17 protein-coding genes are annotated in these 14,187 nt (G+C 65.3%); 6 read left to right on the forward strand and 11 right to left on the reverse strand.

The genetic code is table 11. From position 1 onward, the window contains the following. Nucleotides 1-35: 35 nt before the first annotated feature. A complete protein-coding gene (locus tag P7A97_RS03030; protein WP_277688462.1) occupies nucleotides 36-1,064 on the reverse strand; it encodes an AraC family transcriptional regulator in 1,029 nt (342 codons plus the stop codon). A gap of 205 nt (nucleotides 1,065-1,269) precedes the next feature. Between P7A97_RS03030 and P7A97_RS03035 the strand changes: the two genes are divergently transcribed. From P7A97_RS03035 to P7A97_RS03050, 4 genes are all read left to right on the forward strand, one after another. Beyond that, on the forward strand, nucleotides 1,270-1,788 hold the full coding sequence (locus P7A97_RS03035; protein WP_277688463.1) for a 2,4'-dihydroxyacetophenone dioxygenase family protein: 519 nt from the start codon (nucleotides 1,270-1,272) through the stop codon (nucleotides 1,786-1,788). A 73-nt stretch (nucleotides 1,789-1,861) separates the two neighbouring features. After that, on the forward strand, nucleotides 1,862-2,884 hold the full coding sequence (locus P7A97_RS03040) for an NAD-dependent epimerase/dehydratase family protein (RefSeq protein WP_277688464.1): 1,023 nt from the start codon (nucleotides 1,862-1,864) through the stop codon (nucleotides 2,882-2,884). A gap of 102 nt (nucleotides 2,885-2,986) precedes the next feature. Beyond that, on the forward strand, nucleotides 2,987-3,190 hold the full coding sequence (locus P7A97_RS03045; RefSeq protein ID WP_277688760.1) for a hypothetical protein: 204 nt from the start codon (nucleotides 2,987-2,989) through the stop codon (nucleotides 3,188-3,190). A 75-nt stretch (nucleotides 3,191-3,265) separates the two neighbouring features. Beyond that, a complete protein-coding gene (locus P7A97_RS03050; protein ID WP_277688465.1) occupies nucleotides 3,266-3,532 on the forward strand; it encodes a DksA/TraR family C4-type zinc finger protein in 267 nt (88 codons plus the stop codon). Here the strand turns inward: P7A97_RS03050 and P7A97_RS03055 are convergent. Further along, on the reverse strand, nucleotides 3,529-4,002 hold the full coding sequence (locus P7A97_RS03055; protein WP_277688466.1) for a hypothetical protein: 474 nt from the start codon (nucleotides 4,000-4,002) through the stop codon (nucleotides 3,529-3,531). The genes P7A97_RS03050 and P7A97_RS03055 overlap by 4 nt on opposite strands. 181 nt (nucleotides 4,003-4,183) lie before the next feature. Between P7A97_RS03055 and P7A97_RS03060 the strand changes: the two genes are divergently transcribed. Both P7A97_RS03060 and P7A97_RS03065 read left to right on the forward strand, forming a co-directional pair. Beyond that, nucleotides 4,184-5,080: an AEC family transporter gene (locus P7A97_RS03060; protein WP_277688467.1), complete on the forward strand. Its 897-nt coding sequence runs from the start codon at nucleotides 4,184-4,186 to the stop codon at nucleotides 5,078-5,080. A gap of 21 nt (nucleotides 5,081-5,101) precedes the next feature. Next, nucleotides 5,102-5,974, forward strand: coding sequence for a DMT family transporter (locus P7A97_RS03065; RefSeq protein ID WP_277688468.1), 873 nt, complete (start codon nucleotides 5,102-5,104; stop codon nucleotides 5,972-5,974). Between the two features lie 7 nt (nucleotides 5,975-5,981). Here P7A97_RS03065 and ureC read toward each other — a convergent pair whose 3' ends face one another. The 9 genes from ureC to urtB all read right to left on the reverse strand — a co-directional run bounded on the left by ureC (nucleotide 5,982) and on the right by urtB (nucleotide 14,042). Beyond that, complete coding sequence (ureC, locus tag P7A97_RS03070) at nucleotides 5,982-7,682, reverse strand: urease subunit alpha (RefSeq protein WP_277688469.1); 1,701 nt, start codon at nucleotides 7,680-7,682, stop codon at nucleotides 5,982-5,984. Between the two features lie 127 nt (nucleotides 7,683-7,809). After that, complete coding sequence (locus tag P7A97_RS03075) at nucleotides 7,810-8,115, reverse strand: urease subunit beta (RefSeq protein ID WP_277688470.1); 306 nt, start codon at nucleotides 8,113-8,115, stop codon at nucleotides 7,810-7,812. A gap of 5 nt (nucleotides 8,116-8,120) precedes the next feature. Further along, nucleotides 8,121-8,621, reverse strand: coding sequence for a GNAT family N-acetyltransferase (locus P7A97_RS03080; RefSeq protein ID WP_277688471.1), 501 nt, complete (start codon nucleotides 8,619-8,621; stop codon nucleotides 8,121-8,123). Between the two features lie 7 nt (nucleotides 8,622-8,628). Further along, nucleotides 8,629-8,931, reverse strand: coding sequence for an urease subunit gamma (ureA, locus tag P7A97_RS03085; protein WP_277688472.1), 303 nt, complete (start codon nucleotides 8,929-8,931; stop codon nucleotides 8,629-8,631). Then, nucleotides 8,931-9,770 carry an urease accessory protein UreD gene (locus tag P7A97_RS03090; RefSeq protein WP_277688473.1) on the reverse strand — a complete coding sequence of 280 codons (840 nt, stop codon included), beginning with the start codon at nucleotides 9,768-9,770 and terminating at the stop codon, nucleotides 8,931-8,933. The genes ureA and P7A97_RS03090 overlap by 1 nt, the downstream gene beginning before the upstream one ends. 13 nt (nucleotides 9,771-9,783) lie before the next feature. Beyond that, on the reverse strand, nucleotides 9,784-10,482 hold the full coding sequence (gene urtE, locus P7A97_RS03095; RefSeq protein WP_277688474.1) for an urea ABC transporter ATP-binding subunit UrtE: 699 nt from the start codon (nucleotides 10,480-10,482) through the stop codon (nucleotides 9,784-9,786). Between the two features lie 49 nt (nucleotides 10,483-10,531). Next, the gene (gene urtD / locus P7A97_RS03100) at nucleotides 10,532-11,383 is read right to left on the reverse strand and encodes an urea ABC transporter ATP-binding protein UrtD (RefSeq protein ID WP_277688475.1); all 852 of its coding nucleotides are present in this window, start codon (nucleotides 11,381-11,383) and stop codon (nucleotides 10,532-10,534) included. After that, on the reverse strand, nucleotides 11,380-12,471 hold the full coding sequence (gene urtC, locus P7A97_RS03105; protein WP_277688476.1) for an urea ABC transporter permease subunit UrtC: 1,092 nt from the start codon (nucleotides 12,469-12,471) through the stop codon (nucleotides 11,380-11,382). The genes urtD and urtC overlap by 4 nt, the downstream gene beginning before the upstream one ends. Continuing rightward, complete coding sequence (urtB, locus tag P7A97_RS03110) at nucleotides 12,471-14,042, reverse strand: urea ABC transporter permease subunit UrtB (protein ID WP_277688477.1); 1,572 nt, start codon at nucleotides 14,040-14,042, stop codon at nucleotides 12,471-12,473. Before urtB ends, urtC begins: the two co-directional genes overlap by 1 nt. Nucleotides 14,043-14,187 lie beyond the last annotated feature (145 nt).

Here is a 14,187-nt window from a genome sequence, read left to right on the forward strand (position 1 = left end):
GGGCACCTCGGGTGCCCGTTTTCGTTGCTGGGGGATTAAATTGCCGCGTTACGCAAGGCGGGCTTGGCCGCGTTGACCTTGCTCCACTGGCTCGGACTCATCCCGTACCAGCGCTGGAAGGCCCGTGAGAAGGCGCTTTGATCGGAATAACCGAGCAGCTCGGAAAGCTGCCCCAGGCTGATCTGCGACTCCTTGAGGTAGTGCTGGGTCATGGCCTGGCGGGTCTGATCCAGCAGGGCCTGGAACGAAGTGCCAGCCTCGTTCAGGTGGCGCTGCAGCGAGCGCGGGCTGAGCTGCATGAAGTCGGCGATGTAGTCGATGGTCACCCGGCCGTTGGGCAGGAAGTTGCGCAGCAGGCGCTGTACATAGCTAGCCAGTTCGTCGCGCTTGAGGTGAGTCACCGTGGCCAGATGCTGCTGTACCAGCTTGTGCAGCGCCTTGTCGGCATCACGCAGGGGGATGGCGAGCAGGGCGGCGTCAAACATCAGGGCGTCTTGAGGGCTGTTGAAGCGTGGTGCCACGCCGAGCAGACGCCGGTACTGGCCGGCAGCGACTTGTGGCGCGTGTTGCAGCAGCACCGCGGCGATCTGCCAGCGGCTGCCCAGCAGGGTGCGCATCAGCTGGTGGCCGACGCCCATGGCCAGTTCACTGATCTGGCGCAGGCCGGGCGTATCCAGGCTGGCCGGGCGATAGCACAGCAGGGCATGTTCGCCCTGGCGTTCGATCACCACATCGGCAGCGGTGTCGTGCACGTGAAAGTACTGGCTGAGGTCGCGCAAGGCCTCACCGACGTTGTCGGCGTTGCGGATCAGGTAGAGCAACGAGCCGAAGATGCTGACCCCCTGGTGCAGGCCGAACTGCAGGCCGAACAACGGGTTGCCGCTGCGTTCGGCGCACAGTTCCAGTACCCGGCCGAAACGCGAATAGGGGATCAGGTCTTCTGGCCTTTCCAGGCAGGAGGCGGGCAGTTCGGCATCGCGCAGGATGTCCTGCGCATTGAGCCCTTGAGTGCTGGCGAAGGGCTGGAACTCGGCCAGGGAGGAGGCGCGGGTAAAGTAGTTCATGGGGCAGCCGTGATCATTGTTCTTGTGGCTTTTACGTTGTCGGATGCTGAGCGGCCTGGCGTGTTTTGTCAAACTCTCTGCAGGTGGCGGCTGGCATGAAATGAACAGGCCATGGCGCACTTTATCAAGTCTGTGGGGTGCTCCTGGCGCAGCATGACAGCAGATCCCGAGGGATCGCCCATAGCCTGATCTGGAGAACAACAAGATGCCCATGCCGATTCCGGTCTTTGACCACAAAGAGCTGCTGACCCTCAACACCAATGAGTTGCCGATCTATGAGGACGCCATGGGGCCGCACTTCCCGGGTGTCGATGTGCAGCCGTTGTATCTCGACCCGAATGTCGGTGTGTGGTGCCTGCGCGTGCGCTTTCATCCCGGCGTGACCTTGCCGTGCCACTATCACACTGGCGTGGTGCATCTGTTCACCATGAGTGGCAAGTGGAACTACGTGGAGTATCCGGATCAGCCGCAGACTGCGGGTTGCTATCTGTTCGAGCCGGGTGGCTCGATCCATACCTTCAGCGTGCCGGCCGACAACACCGAAATCACCGACACCTTCATGGTGGTGTACGGCGCCAACATCAACTTCGATGCCGAAGGCAACTACGTCAACACCATGGATGCCAGCGACATCACGCAGATGATCGATCGCCTGGTCAGGGAGCGCGGTCTGCAGCCGGCCAAGTACATCCGCCCGGGCCACGCCGGCTACAGCGTCGAATAAGCGCCTGAACGTTTAGCCAAGTCTGTGTCAGCCCGTCCTCCGCGACGGGCTTTTCCTAGTCGAGAACAACACGATGACCCAAGCCTGCATGCCTGTCGGCGTGGGCGGGCAGACGCCTGCCGTGCCGCGTTCCGTCTTTATCACCGGCGCCAGCGGCTTTATCGGTCGTGCCTTGGCCCAGCGCTATCGAGACCTGGGTGCCGAGGTGCGTGGTATGGACCTGCACGCCGATCCGGCCAACAACGTAGTGGCGGGTGACCTGACCCGTCCCGAATCCTGGGCCGAGAACGCCGGGGGCTGCGAGCTGTTCATCAACACCGCGGCCGTGGTGTCGCTGGCGGCCTCCTGGCAGCAGTACAGTGATGTCTCCGCGCGTGGCGTGCGCAATTGCCTGGATGTGGCCATCGCCTCGGGCACCAGTCGTTTTGTGCATTTCTCCTCGATTGCCGCGCTGGGCTGGCGCTGCAAGGGCGTGGCCGACGAGCGTAACGAGGTGGTGATCGGCGATGTCTACCGCTACGGCGTGGCCAAGGGCGCCAGCGAGCATATGGTGCTGGCGGCCCATGCCGCTGGCGAGATCGACTGCACCATCGTCCGTCCCGGCGATGTCTACGGGCCGGGTTCGCGTGCCTGGCTCACCGAGCCGCTGAAGATGGCCAAGGCGGGGCAACTGATTCTGCCCGCTGGCGGCCGCGGGCGCTGGACGCCGGTGTACATCGACGACCTGCTCGATGGTGTGATGCTGGCCGCCGGTTTGCCGCAGGGGCGTGGCCAGATCTTCCACATCAGCTCTGCCGAATCGGTCAGCGTGGGCGAATTTTTCGCCCACCACTGGCGCTGGGCCGGGCGTAGCGGTGCGCCGCGCACGGTGCCGCTGTGGTTGGCGCTGGGCCTGACTGGCCTGATCTGGCGCGTCTGCCGTCTGCTGAACAAGCCCAACGAGACCGCCCCGGACGTGATGCGCATGTTCGCCCGCACAGGGGAAATCTCCATCGACAAGGCGCGCCGCCTGCTCGGCTACAACCCGCAGATGAGCCTGGAAGAAGGTCTGCGTCGTTCCGAGGCCTGGCTGCGTGAAACCGGCCAGCTGGACTGAGTTTGGCTGACTGCAACAAGGTGTTGCGCACGGGAAGGCTGCAACAAGGCCGTCACAGGGGCTGGTTAGAGTGACGGCCCGATTCAGCAGAAAGCCTATCCCGTGCGTATTTCCCGCAATATCCGCAAGAACCTGGACATGGTCGCCGAGCGCAACGAAGACGCCGCCCTGGTGCTGATGCGCGCCGCCGAGTCCACCGCCGATGAGCTGCTGCGTCAGCAATTGCTCAAGACAATCCATGACCTCAATCAGGATGCACTCATGCTCCGCGCCTTGCGTGAGCACAGCGAGCTGTTGCGCGCCTGAGCCTCAACCTCTGCTTGTCAGTTGCGTCTGCGCGGCGCATACCTGTGTCGTGAAGACGACAGAGGAGGGCAGGTCATGGCCGGCGGTTGGACCAGTGACGGCGCGGTACAGGAGCAGATCGACAGCAGCATCGAGGACGCCATTGCCCGCGCCCGCAGCCAGTTGCCGCGTGGCGAGAGCTTGATGCATTGCGAGGAGTGTGCTGCGCTGATTCCCGAGGCGCGGCGCACAGCGGTGCCCGGTGTGCGCCTGTGCGTAGCGTGTCAGAGCCGGCGCGACCAGGAGCAGCAGGTGAGCAGCGGCTACAACCGGCGTGCCAGCAAGGACAGTCAGCTGCGTTAACGGGGTTTGGCCAGCGGCCACATATGCGGGCCGAGCAGGCCGCTTTGCCAGTAGATTTCCACTTCCCCCAGGCAGGCCATCAGGCGCTGCACCGGTTCCTGGGCGTCGACCTGGGCGGGCTTGCCCAGCAGGCGACGCCACCAGGGCCGGTCCTGGCGAAACCAGTGCTCGCCTGCCGAGGTGCCGTCCTGCAGGCGCCCGGCGTCTTGCGTCCAGTGCGCGGCGACGCTGGCGGCGGGGTACAGCCCATCCGGCAGTTGCAGGCCGCTGGCCGGGCAGGTGCCGTAGTTGATGATGAAGCGCGGGCGCTGGTACTTGTCCCATTGCACTTCGATGATATGCGACTGGTCCCCGCTCAGGCGTCGATACGTCCAGAACAGTGCGCTCTGAGGGTGGTCGGCGATAAAGCCGCGGGACTCCAGCAAGGGCTGCAGGCGAGCTTTCAGCTGTTCGCGCAGGGCTTGGGACATGGTGCTTCTCGTGGCGGGACAGCCGGCAGTCAACCGCAGCGTGTTCCTCGAAGCAAGTCTTGTTCTGTATTAAGCGCACAGTGGCCGCTGATCGTGACCCACCAAAGGCGTATTGCCTTTCGGCTTGAATACTTGCGAAGCTAACGAACTATTTTCTCGGCTGCTCGAAGTCGGAGCCTCCATGTTCGCGCACATCCTTGCCACGCTGCTGCCGGTCTTCCTGATCGCTGGATGTGGGGCGCTCTATGGCCGTTTTCGCAGCCCCGATATCCGCCAGCTGAACACCCTGAACATGGAGTTGTTCGTACCGCTGCTGGTGTTCGTGGTACTCGCCGAACGCCAGGCGCCGCTGCAGGATTACGCCCACCTGGCTCTGGCGGGTGCGGTGATCGTGCTCGGCTCGGGCCTGCTGCTGTGGCCGCTGGCGCGCTGGCTGAAGCTGGACCTGCGCACCTTCCTGCCACCGATGATGTTCAGCAACGCCGGCAACATGGGCCTGCCGCTGATGGTGCTGGCCTTCGGCGAGCAGGCGCTGCCGGCGGCGGTGGTGCTGTTCGTGGTCGAGATGCTGCTGCACTTCTCGGTCGGCCTGCACATGCTCGACCGCCATGCACCGCTGTGGCGCCTGCTGCGGGTGCCGGTGGTGATCGCCAGCATCGCCGGCCTGGGCCTGAATCTGAGCGGTATCGACCTGCCGGGCTGGCTGCTGGAGGCCTGTCGCATGCTTGGCGAGATCTGCGTACCGCTGATGCTGTTCGCCCTCGGCGTGCGCATGCTCGACGTGGACTTTTCGGCCTGGCGTCTGGGCCTGCTCGGCGCCATCGCCTGTCCGGCCAGTGGCTTGCTGCTGGCCTGGCCGCTGGCGCTGTGGCTCGACCTGTCCCAGGTGCAACTGGCCTGTCTGTGGGTGTTCGCCGCATTGCCACCGGCGGTGCTCAACTACATGGTGGCCGAGCAGTACCGCCAGGAGCCGCACAAGGTGGCTTCGCTGGTGCTGATCGGCAATCTCGGCAGCGTGCTGGTGATGCCGCTGGTGCTCGGCTTCCTGTTTGCCCACGGCTTCGGCCAGGCGTTCTGACGTTCCTCTCTGGTATTTCCCGTGTCCGACCATTCCCGCCCAGGCCTGGGCATTGTGTTGATCCTCTGTGCCGGTCTACTGCTGTCCAGCCAGGACGCGTTGGCCAAGGTACTGGCCTCTGCCTATCCGGTGCTGCTGGTGGCCTGCCTGCGCTACTGGGCGCAAAGCGCGCTGATGCTGGTGCTGTTCGCCCCGCGCATGGGCCTTGACCTGGTGCGCACTCGGCGACCCATGCTGCAGTTGGCGCGGGGCATCAGCCTGGTGGCGGTGACGCTGCTGTTCTACAGCGGCCTGCGCTACATGCCGCTGGGCGAAGCCACGGCGGTGATCTTCCTGGCACCGCTGGTGGTGGTGCTACTGGCGGTGTTCTGGCTAAAGGAGAGGGTCAGCCTGGGCGTATGGCTGGCGGCCGGTGGCGGCCTGCTGGGTGTACTGCTGATCGTGCGGCCGGGCGGCGCGTTGTTCACCCCGGCCAGCCTGTTGCCGCTGGCGGCAGCGTTCTGCTTCGGCTTCTACCAGTTGATCACCCAGCGTCTGGGCAGCACCGACAACCCGGCAACCAGCAACTTCCTCACTGCCCTGGTCGGTAGCCTGGGCACGTCACTGCTGCTGCCCTGGGTCTGGCAAACGCCGGCACTGATGGACATGCTGCTGATGGCCGCGCTGGGCGGCATCGCCATGACCGGGCACATGCTGCTGACCCATGCCTACCGCTTCGCCAGTCCGGCGGCATTGGCGCCTTTCACCTACGGGCAGATCCTCACGGCCACGCTGATCAGCGCGCTGTTCTTCGATCACCTGCCGGACACCTGGGCGGTACTCGGCATGCTGGTGATCATTCTCAGTGGCGCGGCGTTGGTGTGGAGCCAGCAGCGCACCCGTCAGTCGCGCTGAGGCTGGATCAGAACAGAAAATACCGCTGCGCCATCGACAGTACTTCAGCCGGCTCGCACCAGAGCAGCTGGCCGTCGGCCTTGACCTGATAGTTCTGCGGGTCGACCTCGATGCTGGGCAGGTAGCCGTTGTGAATCAGGTCGGTCTTCTGCACCGTGCGGCAGCCTTTGACCACGCCGATCTGCTTCTGCAGCCCGAGCTTTTCCGGCACGCCGGCGTCCATCGCTGCCTGGCTGATAAAGGTCAGGCTGGTGGCGTGGCGCATGCCGGCGTAGCTGCCGAACATCGGCCGGTAGTGCACCGGCTGCGGCGTCGGGATCGAGGCGTTGGCGTCGCCCATCAGGCTGGCGGCGATGGCGCCGCCCTTGAGGATCAGCGTCGGTTTCACGCCGAAGAAGGCCGGACGCCACAGCACCAGGTCGGCCCACTTGCCCACTTCGATCGAGCCGACTTCATGGCTGATACCGTGGGTGATCGCCGGGTTGATGGTGTACTTGGCGATGTAGCGCTTGACCCGGAAGTTGTCGTTGCCGGGCGCGTCCTCGGGCAGGGCGCCGCGTTGCTGCTTCATCTTGTCGGCGGTCTGCCAGGTGCGGGTGATCACCTCGCCGACGCGGCCCATGGCCTGGCTGTCGGAGCTGATCATGGAGAAGGCGCCAAGGTCGTGCAGGATGTCCTCGGCGGCGATGGTTTCGCGGCGGATACGGCTCTCGGCGAAGGCTACGTCCTCGGCGATGCTCGGGTCGAGGTGATGGCAGACCATGAGCATGTCCAGGTGCTCGTCGATGGTGTTCTTGGTGAACGGCCGGGTCGGATTGGTCGAGCTGGGCAGCACGTTGGCGAAGCCGCAGGCCTTGATGATGTCCGGTGCGTGCCCGCCACCGGCACCTTCGGTGTGGTAGGTGTGGATAGTGCGACCCTTGAACGCGCCCAGGGTGGTTTCGACGAAGCCGGACTCGTTGAGGGTGTCGGTGTGGATCGCCACCTGGATGTCGTACTCATCGGCCACTGCCAGGCAGTTGTCGATCGCCGCCGGGGTGGTGCCCCAGTCCTCATGCAGCTTGAGGCCGATGGCCCCGGCCTTGACCTGCTCGATCAGCGGCTCGGGCAGGGACACGTTGCCCTTGCCGGTGAAGCCGATGTTCATCGGGAAGGCGTCGGCGGCCTTTAGCATATTGGCCATGTGCCACGGCCCGGGCGTGACGGTGGTGGCGAAGGTGCCGGTGGCAGGTCCCGTGCCGCCGCCGATCATGGTGGTGGTGCCGCTCATCAGCGCTTCTTCGATCTGCTGCGGGCAGATGAAGTGGATGTGGCTGTCGATGCCACCGGCGGTGAGGATCATGCCCTCGCCGGCGATCACCTCGGTGGCGCCGCCGATGGCGATGGTCACGTTGGGCTGGATATCCGGGTTGCCGGCCTTGCCGATGGCGGCGATGCGCCCGTCCTTGAGGCCGACGTCGGCCTTGACGATGCCCCAGTGGTCGATGATCAGGGCGTTGGTGATCACCGTGTCGACCACGTCCTTGGCGCACAGCTGGCTCTGGCCCATGCCGTCGCGGATGACCTTGCCGCCGCCGAATTTCACTTCGTCGCCGTAGGTGGTGAAGTCCTTCTCCACCTCGACCCACAATTCGGTGTCGGCCAGGCGCACCTTGTCGCCGACGGTGGGGCCGAACATGTCGGCATAGGCTTGTCTGCTGATTTTCATTGTTCAGTGTCCCTTGATCGTGCCCACGCTCTGCGTGGGCATGCAGTTGGCGACGCTCTGCGTCGCAGGGACGCGGAGCGTCCCTGGAGGGGTTCCCACGCAAAGCGTGGGAACCATCAATCAAGCGTTACAGGTCGCCCATCACCCGCCCGGCGAAGCCGAACACGCGGCGCGCGCCGGCCAGTTCGACCAGCTCCACCTCGCGACTCTGCCCCGGCTCGAAGCGCACGGCGGTGCCAGCCGGAATATTCAGGCGCATACCTCGCGTACTCGGTCTATCAAAGGTCAGCGCGTCGTTGGTCTCGAAAAAGTGGAAGTGCGAGCCGACCTGGATCGGCCGGTCGCCACTGTTGGCGACAGTGACGCTGAGGGTGCGGCGGCCGACGTTGAGTTCGATCTCGCCGTCCTGGATCTGGTATTCGCCGGGAATCATGGTGATTACTCCAGAATCAGTTGCATGAAGGTGAGGTCCAGCCAGCGGTCGAACTTGCGGCCGACCTGAGGCATTTGCCCAGTGACCTCGAAGCCCAGGCGTTTGTGCAGGCGGATCGAGGCGCGATTTTCACTCTCGATGGCGGCGACCATGACATGCAGGCCGGCGTCCCGCGCCCGGGCGATCAACGCCTCCAGCAGCTGTGGGCCGATGCCCAGGCCGCGCTTGTCGCTGCGCACGTACACCGAGTGTTCGACGGTGTGGCGGAAGCCCTCGATGCTGCGCCAGGTACCGTAGGTGGCATAGCCCAGCAGCTGATCGAGCGGCCCGCGGGCGACCAGAACCGGAAAACCGGCGGCCTTGCGCTCAAGCAGCCAGGCGCGGCGGTTGTCGAGGCTCACCGGGGTTTCGTTCCAGATGGCCGTGGTGTTGAGCACCGCGTCGTTGTAGATCTCCAGAATTTCCGGCAGGTCGCTTTCCGTCGCCTCATTGATCTGGATATGCATAGGCACCTCAGGCAATCGGCTGGTGCACGGTCACCAGCTTGGTGCCGTCGGGGAAGGTGGCTTCGATCTGAATCTCCGGAATCATCTCCGGCACGCCTTCCATCACCTGCTCGCGGGTCAGCAGGGTGGTGCCGAAGTGCATCAGGTCGGCCACTGTCTGGCCGTCGCGGGCGCCTTCGAGCAGGGCGGCGGAGATGTAGGCCATGGCTTCCGGGTAGTTCAGCTTGACGCCACGGGCCAGACGCCGCTCGGCCACCAGGCCGGCGGTGAAGATCAGCAGCTTGTCTTTCTCTCTTGGCGACAGGTCCATCAGGTACTCCAGATTCGTGGGGGCACGGCCTCGCGGCCAAGCAGTGCGGGGCGCAGCAGGCGCCAGAGTTCGATCAGCCAGGCGCGCGCCTGCAGCGCTTCGCCGGCCAGGCAGCGAGCCACCAGCAGGCCCGGCAGTTGGGTAAGGTCGCCACGCACCGGGCTGGCCACTGCTCGGCAGCGCTCCAGCAGCTCGGCGTCGATTTCGCCACTGACCAGCAGGGTGGCGAATACCGGCTGGCCGGCCAGGCCGATGGGCGAGTCGAGCAGGCCGTCAGCGCCTGCGATGCGCTGGCGCTCGTGCCACAGCGGCTGGCCGTCGCGGCGGATATCCAGGTGCGCCTGGAAGTGGCCGGCGTCGAAGCGCTCGCCGGCGGCCGGGCGGCCGAGGGCGATGATGTCCCAGTAGAACAGGCGGGCGTCGCGCTCCAGTTCGATGCGGGTGCTCAGTTCGGCCTGGGCGCTGGCGTAGACGATGGTTTCCTGTGGCAGCCATTCCAGGGTGGCGCCGGCTGCGACCTGCAGTGCGACGTGCTGGTAGGCCGGGCTATTGGCCCGATACCACTTGGCCGCGCCAGGGCTGGTCAGCTGGGCCCAGGCGCCAGCGCCGACGCTGGCGTTGATGTTCAGGCTGTCACCGCCGGCGATGCCGGCGGGTGGGTGGACGATGATGTGCTGGCACACCTCGGGCCCTTCGGCATACAGGTGCTTCTGTACGCGCAGCGGGCCCTGGTGGCGGCGCATGACCGGGCGGGTGTGTTCGCCGCTGCGGGCGTAGCCCAGCTCCAGCTCGGCATGCCAGCTGGGGGTGAACAGGATAGGGGAGAGCGGTGCGTTCATGGTCGAGGTTTTATCAGATCGCCACCAGTCCGCGCACGCCATCGGCGTCCATGGTTTCGCCACGGCCTTGCTGGATGATCTCGCCGCGGCTCATCACCAGGTACTGGTCGGCCAGCTCGGCGGCAAAGTCGTAGAACTGCTCGACCAGCAGGATGGCCATGTCGCCACGCGCGGCGAGCTTCTTGATGACCACGCCGATCTCCTTGATCACCGAGGGCTGGATGCCTTCGGTGGGCTCGTCGAGGATCAGCAGGCGCGGCTGGCTGGCCAGGGCGCGGCCGATGGCCAGTTGCTGCTGCTGGCCGCCTGAGAGATCGCCGCCACGGCGCTGCTTCATCTCGCGCAGCACCGGGAACAGCTCGTAGATAAATTCCGGCACGACCTTGGCCTCGCTGGCGCCGAAACGGGACAGACCCATCAGCAGGTTCTCTTCCACGGTCAGGCGCGGGAAGATTTCGCGGCCCTGGGGGACGTAGGCGATGCCGGCATGCACGCGCTGGTGCGGCTTGTGGCCGTTGATGGTCTGGCCTTCCCAGTTGATGCTGCCTTCCTTGGCCGGGATCAGGCCCATCAGGCATTTCAGCAATGTGGTCTTGCCCACGCCGTTGCGGCCGAGCAGGCAGGTGACCTCGCCGACCTTCGCCTCGAAGCTCAGGCCGCGCAGGATATGGCTGCCGCCGTAGTACTGGTGGAGTTTGTCGACTTGCAGCATGTCTTTCCCCTTGATCGTTCCCACGCTCTGCGTGGGCATGCATCAGATTTCAACGACCGAGATAGACCTCGATCACCCGCTCATTGGCCTGCACGTCCTCCAGCGAACCTTCGGCCAGCACGCTGCCTTGGTGCAGCACGGTGACGTGGTCGGCGATCGAGCCGACGAAGCCCATATCGTGCTCCACCACCATCAGCGAGTGCTTGCCGGCCAGGCTTTTGAACAGCTCGGCGGTGAATTCGGTTTCGGCGTCGGTCATGCCGGCAACCGGCTCGTCGAGCAGCAGCAGTTGCGGGTCCTGCACCAGCAGCATGCCGATTTCCAGGAACTGCTTCTGGCCGTGTGACAGCAGCCCGGCAGGACGATGGCGCGAGCCTTCCAGGCGGATGGTGCTGAGCACCTCCTCGATGCGATCTTTCTGCGTACCAGACAGCTTCGCACGCAAGCTGGCCCACACCGATTTGTCGGTCTTCAGCGCCAGTTCCAGGTTCTCGAACACGCTGAGTGCCTCGAACACCGTGGGTTTCTGGAACTTGCGACCGATGCCGGCCTGGGCGATCTCGACCTCGCTCATCTGCGTCAGGTCGAGGGTCTCGCCGAAATAGGCGTGACCGTTGTCCGGGCGGGTCTTGCCGGTGATCACGTCCATCATGGTGGTCTTGCCGGCGCCGTTGGGGCCGATGATGCAGCGCAACTCGCCGACGCCGATGTACAGGTTGAGGTCGGTGATGGCACGGAAGCCGTCGAAGCTGACGTTGATGCCTTCCAGGGTCAGGATGGTGCCGTGGCGGACATCCAGGCCCTTGCTGGCCAGGCGCCCGGCGCCGATGGCGTCGCGCGCGGCGCCGGCCGGATCGAAGGCGGGTTCGAGCATGAGTTCGGGTAGCGGAGTGGCTCTCATTGGTCTTTCTCCTTTTTCAGGAGGCCGATCACGCCCTTGGGCAGGAACAGGGTGATGACGATGAACAGCGCGCCGAGGGCGAACAGCCAGTATTCGGGGAAGGCCACGGTGAACCAGCTCTTCATACCGTTGACCAGACCGGCGCCGAGCAGCGGGCCGATCAGCGTGCCACGGCCGCCGAGGGCGACCCAGATGGCGGCCTCGATGGAGTTGGTCGGCGACATCTCGCTGGGGTTGATGATGCCCACCTGCGGCACGTACAGCGCGCCGGCCAGGCCGCACAACACTGCGCTCAAGACCCAGATAAACAGCTTGTAGCCGCGCGGGTCGTAGCCGCAGAACATCAGGCGGTTCTCCGCGTCGCGCAGGGCGGTGAGGACCCGGCCGAACTTGCTGCGCGCCAGCATGAAGCCCAGCGCCAGGCTGCCGACCAGCAGCAGTACGGTGCAGAAGAACAGGAAGGCGCGGGTGCCCGGCGCGGTAATGTCGAAGCCGAGGATCGTCCTGAAATTGGTGAAGCCGTTATTGCCGCCAAACCCCGTTTCATTGCGGAAGAACAGCAACATGCCGGCGAAGGTCAGCGCCTGGGTCATGATCGAGAAATACACGCCCTTGATCCGCGAGCGGAAGGCGAAGAAGCCGAACACCAGGGCCAGCAGGCCGGGTGCCAGCACCACCAGGCACAGCGCCCAGAGGAAGCTGCTGGTGCCGTACCAGTACCAGGGCAACTCGGTCCAGGCGAGGAAGCTCATGAAGGCGGGCAACCCGTCTCCCGCGCTCTCGCGCATCAGGTACATGCCCATGGCGTAGCCGCCGAGGGCGAAGAACAGGCCGTGACCGAGCGAGAGCAGGCCGGCGTAACCCCAGACCAGGTCCAGCGCCAGCGCGACGATGGCGTAGCAGAGGATCTTGCCGACCAGGGTCAGGCCGTAGGCCGAGACGTGCAGGGCGTTGTCCGCTGGCAGCAGGTGCAGCAGCGGCATGGCCAGCAGGGCGAGCAGAACCAGGCCGAGTGCTGTCAGTGAGGCCTTCGGTCCCAGTTTCGCCGTGGCCCTGGCCAGCAGCGTTTGGTTGAGTGCTTGAGTCATCAGTCGATCACCCGTCCTTTCAATGCGAACAGCCCCTGCGGACGTTTCTGGATAAACAGAATGATCAGCGCGAGGATGAGGATCTTGCCCAGTACGGCGCCGATCTGTGGCTCCAGCAGCTTGTTGGCGATCCCTAAGCCAAAGGCGGCCATGACGCTACCGGCCAGCTGGCCGACGCCGCCGAGCACCACCACCAGGAAGGAGTCGATGATGTAGCTCTGGCCGAGGTCCGGGCCGACGTTGCCGATCTGGCTCAGGGCCACGCCGCCAAGGCCGGCGATACCGGAGCCGAGGCCGAAGGCGAGCATGTCCACCCGCCCGGTCGGCACGCCGCAGCAGGCCGCCATGTTGCGGTTCTGGGTGACGGCGCGCACGTTCAGGCCCAGGCGGGTCTTGTTCAGCAGCAGCCAGGTCAGGGCCACCACGAACAGGGCGAAGCCGATGATCACCATGCGGCTGTAGGGCAGTACCAGGTTCGGCAGCACCTGTACGCCGCCGGACAGCCAGGCCGGGTTAGCCACTTCGACGTTCTGCGCACCGAAAATCACCCGCACGGCCTGGATCAGGATCAGGCTGATGCCCCAGGTGGCCAGCAGGGTTTCCAGCGGGCGGCCGTAGAGGTGGCGGATCACCGTGCGCTCCAGCGCCATGCCGATGGCGGCGGTGACGAAGAAGGCCACCGGCAGGGCAGCCAGGGGGTAGAGCGCGAGGTATTCCGGTGCCAGGTTCTTGAAGGCGATCTGCACCATGTAGGTGGTGTAGGCGCCGAGCATCAGCATCTCGCCGTGAGCCATGTTGATCACGCCCAGCAGCCCAAACGTGATGGCCAGGCCGAGGGCGGCCAGCAGCAGAATGCTGCCCAGACTCAGCCCGCTGAAGGCCTGGCCGAGCAGTTCGCCGACCAGCAGGCGACGCTTGACCTGGGCCAGGCTGGTCTCGGCAGCGGTGCGTACGGCGGCGTCGCTTTCCGCGCCTTCAGCCAGCAGGCCTTCCAGGCGCACTCGGGCCAGTGGTTCGCCGCTCTCGCCGAGCAGGCGCACGGCCTGCAGACGCACCGCCGGATCGGTATCAGCCAGCTGCAGGTTGGCCAGGGCCAGGGCTAGTGCATCGCGCACGGCGGGGTCCTGCTCGGCGTCTACTCGGCTGTTGAGCAGGGCCAGCTGGCTGGGTTTGGCTTTGCGTTGCAGCTCCTGGGCGGCCGCCAGGCGCACGGCGGGCTCGTCTGCCAGCAGTTGCTGGGCCGCTTGAGCATTGGCCAGCAGGCCGCGCAAGCGGTTGTTCAGGCGCAGTTTCTTTGGCGGCGAGCTGGGCTCGGCGCTACCTTCGGCCGGCAGGTACTGGCCATCGTCTTCGATGAAGGGAATTTTGTTGGTGTCGCTGGCCAGACGGCCCTGCTGCAGGGCATTGAGCAGTGGCTGGCGGGCAGGATCGGGGTGTGCGGCCCAGCTCTCGAGGAGCTTGGCTTGCTTGGCCGGGCTGGCGGCGACGAAGTCGCTGGCATCGCCGGCATGGGCGCTCAGTGGCAACAGCAGTGCCAGTGACAGCAGGATTCGGTACAGGGCAGTGGGCATAGTGCAACGGTCCTTCGAGTGGAGCCGTAGCCCGGATGTAATCCGGGACGGCCTTTCCCGGATTGCATCCGGGCTACGAACCAGGGCTATCACCCTCTCCCTAGCCCTCTCCCATGAATGGGAGAGGGAACGTACGGCGTTGCCG

It is taken from the genome of Pseudomonas sp. GOM6, assembly GCF_029537485.1.
In the GTDB taxonomy this organism is placed as follows: Bacteria; Pseudomonadota; Gammaproteobacteria; order Pseudomonadales; family Pseudomonadaceae; genus Aquipseudomonas.

Bases quoted from the DNA above. Each gene is read 5' to 3' on its own strand.
- P7A97_RS03030 (WP_277688462.1), bottom strand. From the start codon at position 1,064: ATGAACTACTTTACCCGCGCCTCCTCCCTGGCCGAGTTCCAGCCCTTC.
- P7A97_RS03035 (WP_277688463.1), top strand. From the start codon at position 1,270: ATGCCCATGCCGATTCCGGTCTTTGACCACAAAGAGCTGCTGACCCTC.
- P7A97_RS03040 (WP_277688464.1), top strand. From the start codon at position 1,862: ATGACCCAAGCCTGCATGCCTGTCGGCGTGGGCGGGCAGACGCCTGCC.
- P7A97_RS03050 (WP_277688465.1), top strand. From the start codon at position 3,266: ATGGCCGGCGGTTGGACCAGTGACGGCGCGGTACAGGAGCAGATCGAC.
- P7A97_RS03055 (WP_277688466.1), bottom strand. From the start codon at position 4,002: ATGTCCCAAGCCCTGCGCGAACAGCTGAAAGCTCGCCTGCAGCCCTTG.
- P7A97_RS03060 (WP_277688467.1), top strand. From the start codon at position 4,184: ATGTTCGCGCACATCCTTGCCACGCTGCTGCCGGTCTTCCTGATCGCT.
- ureC (WP_277688469.1), bottom strand. From the start codon at position 7,682: ATGAAAATCAGCAGACAAGCCTATGCCGACATGTTCGGCCCCACCGTC.
- P7A97_RS03075 (WP_277688470.1), bottom strand. From the start codon at position 8,115: ATGATTCCCGGCGAATACCAGATCCAGGACGGCGAGATCGAACTCAAC.
- P7A97_RS03080 (WP_277688471.1), bottom strand. From the start codon at position 8,621: ATGCATATCCAGATCAATGAGGCGACGGAAAGCGACCTGCCGGAAATT.
- ureA (WP_277688472.1), bottom strand. From the start codon at position 8,931: ATGGACCTGTCGCCAAGAGAGAAAGACAAGCTGCTGATCTTCACCGCC.
- P7A97_RS03090 (WP_277688473.1), bottom strand. From the start codon at position 9,770: ATGAACGCACCGCTCTCCCCTATCCTGTTCACCCCCAGCTGGCATGCC.
- urtE (WP_277688474.1), bottom strand. From the start codon at position 10,482: ATGCTGCAAGTCGACAAACTCCACCAGTACTACGGCGGCAGCCATATC.
- urtD (WP_277688475.1), bottom strand. From the start codon at position 11,383: ATGAGAGCCACTCCGCTACCCGAACTCATGCTCGAACCCGCCTTCGAT.
- urtC (WP_277688476.1), bottom strand. From the start codon at position 12,471: ATGACTCAAGCACTCAACCAAACGCTGCTGGCCAGGGCCACGGCGAAA.
- urtB (WP_277688477.1), bottom strand. From the start codon at position 14,042: ATGCCCACTGCCCTGTACCGAATCCTGCTGTCACTGGCACTGCTGTTG.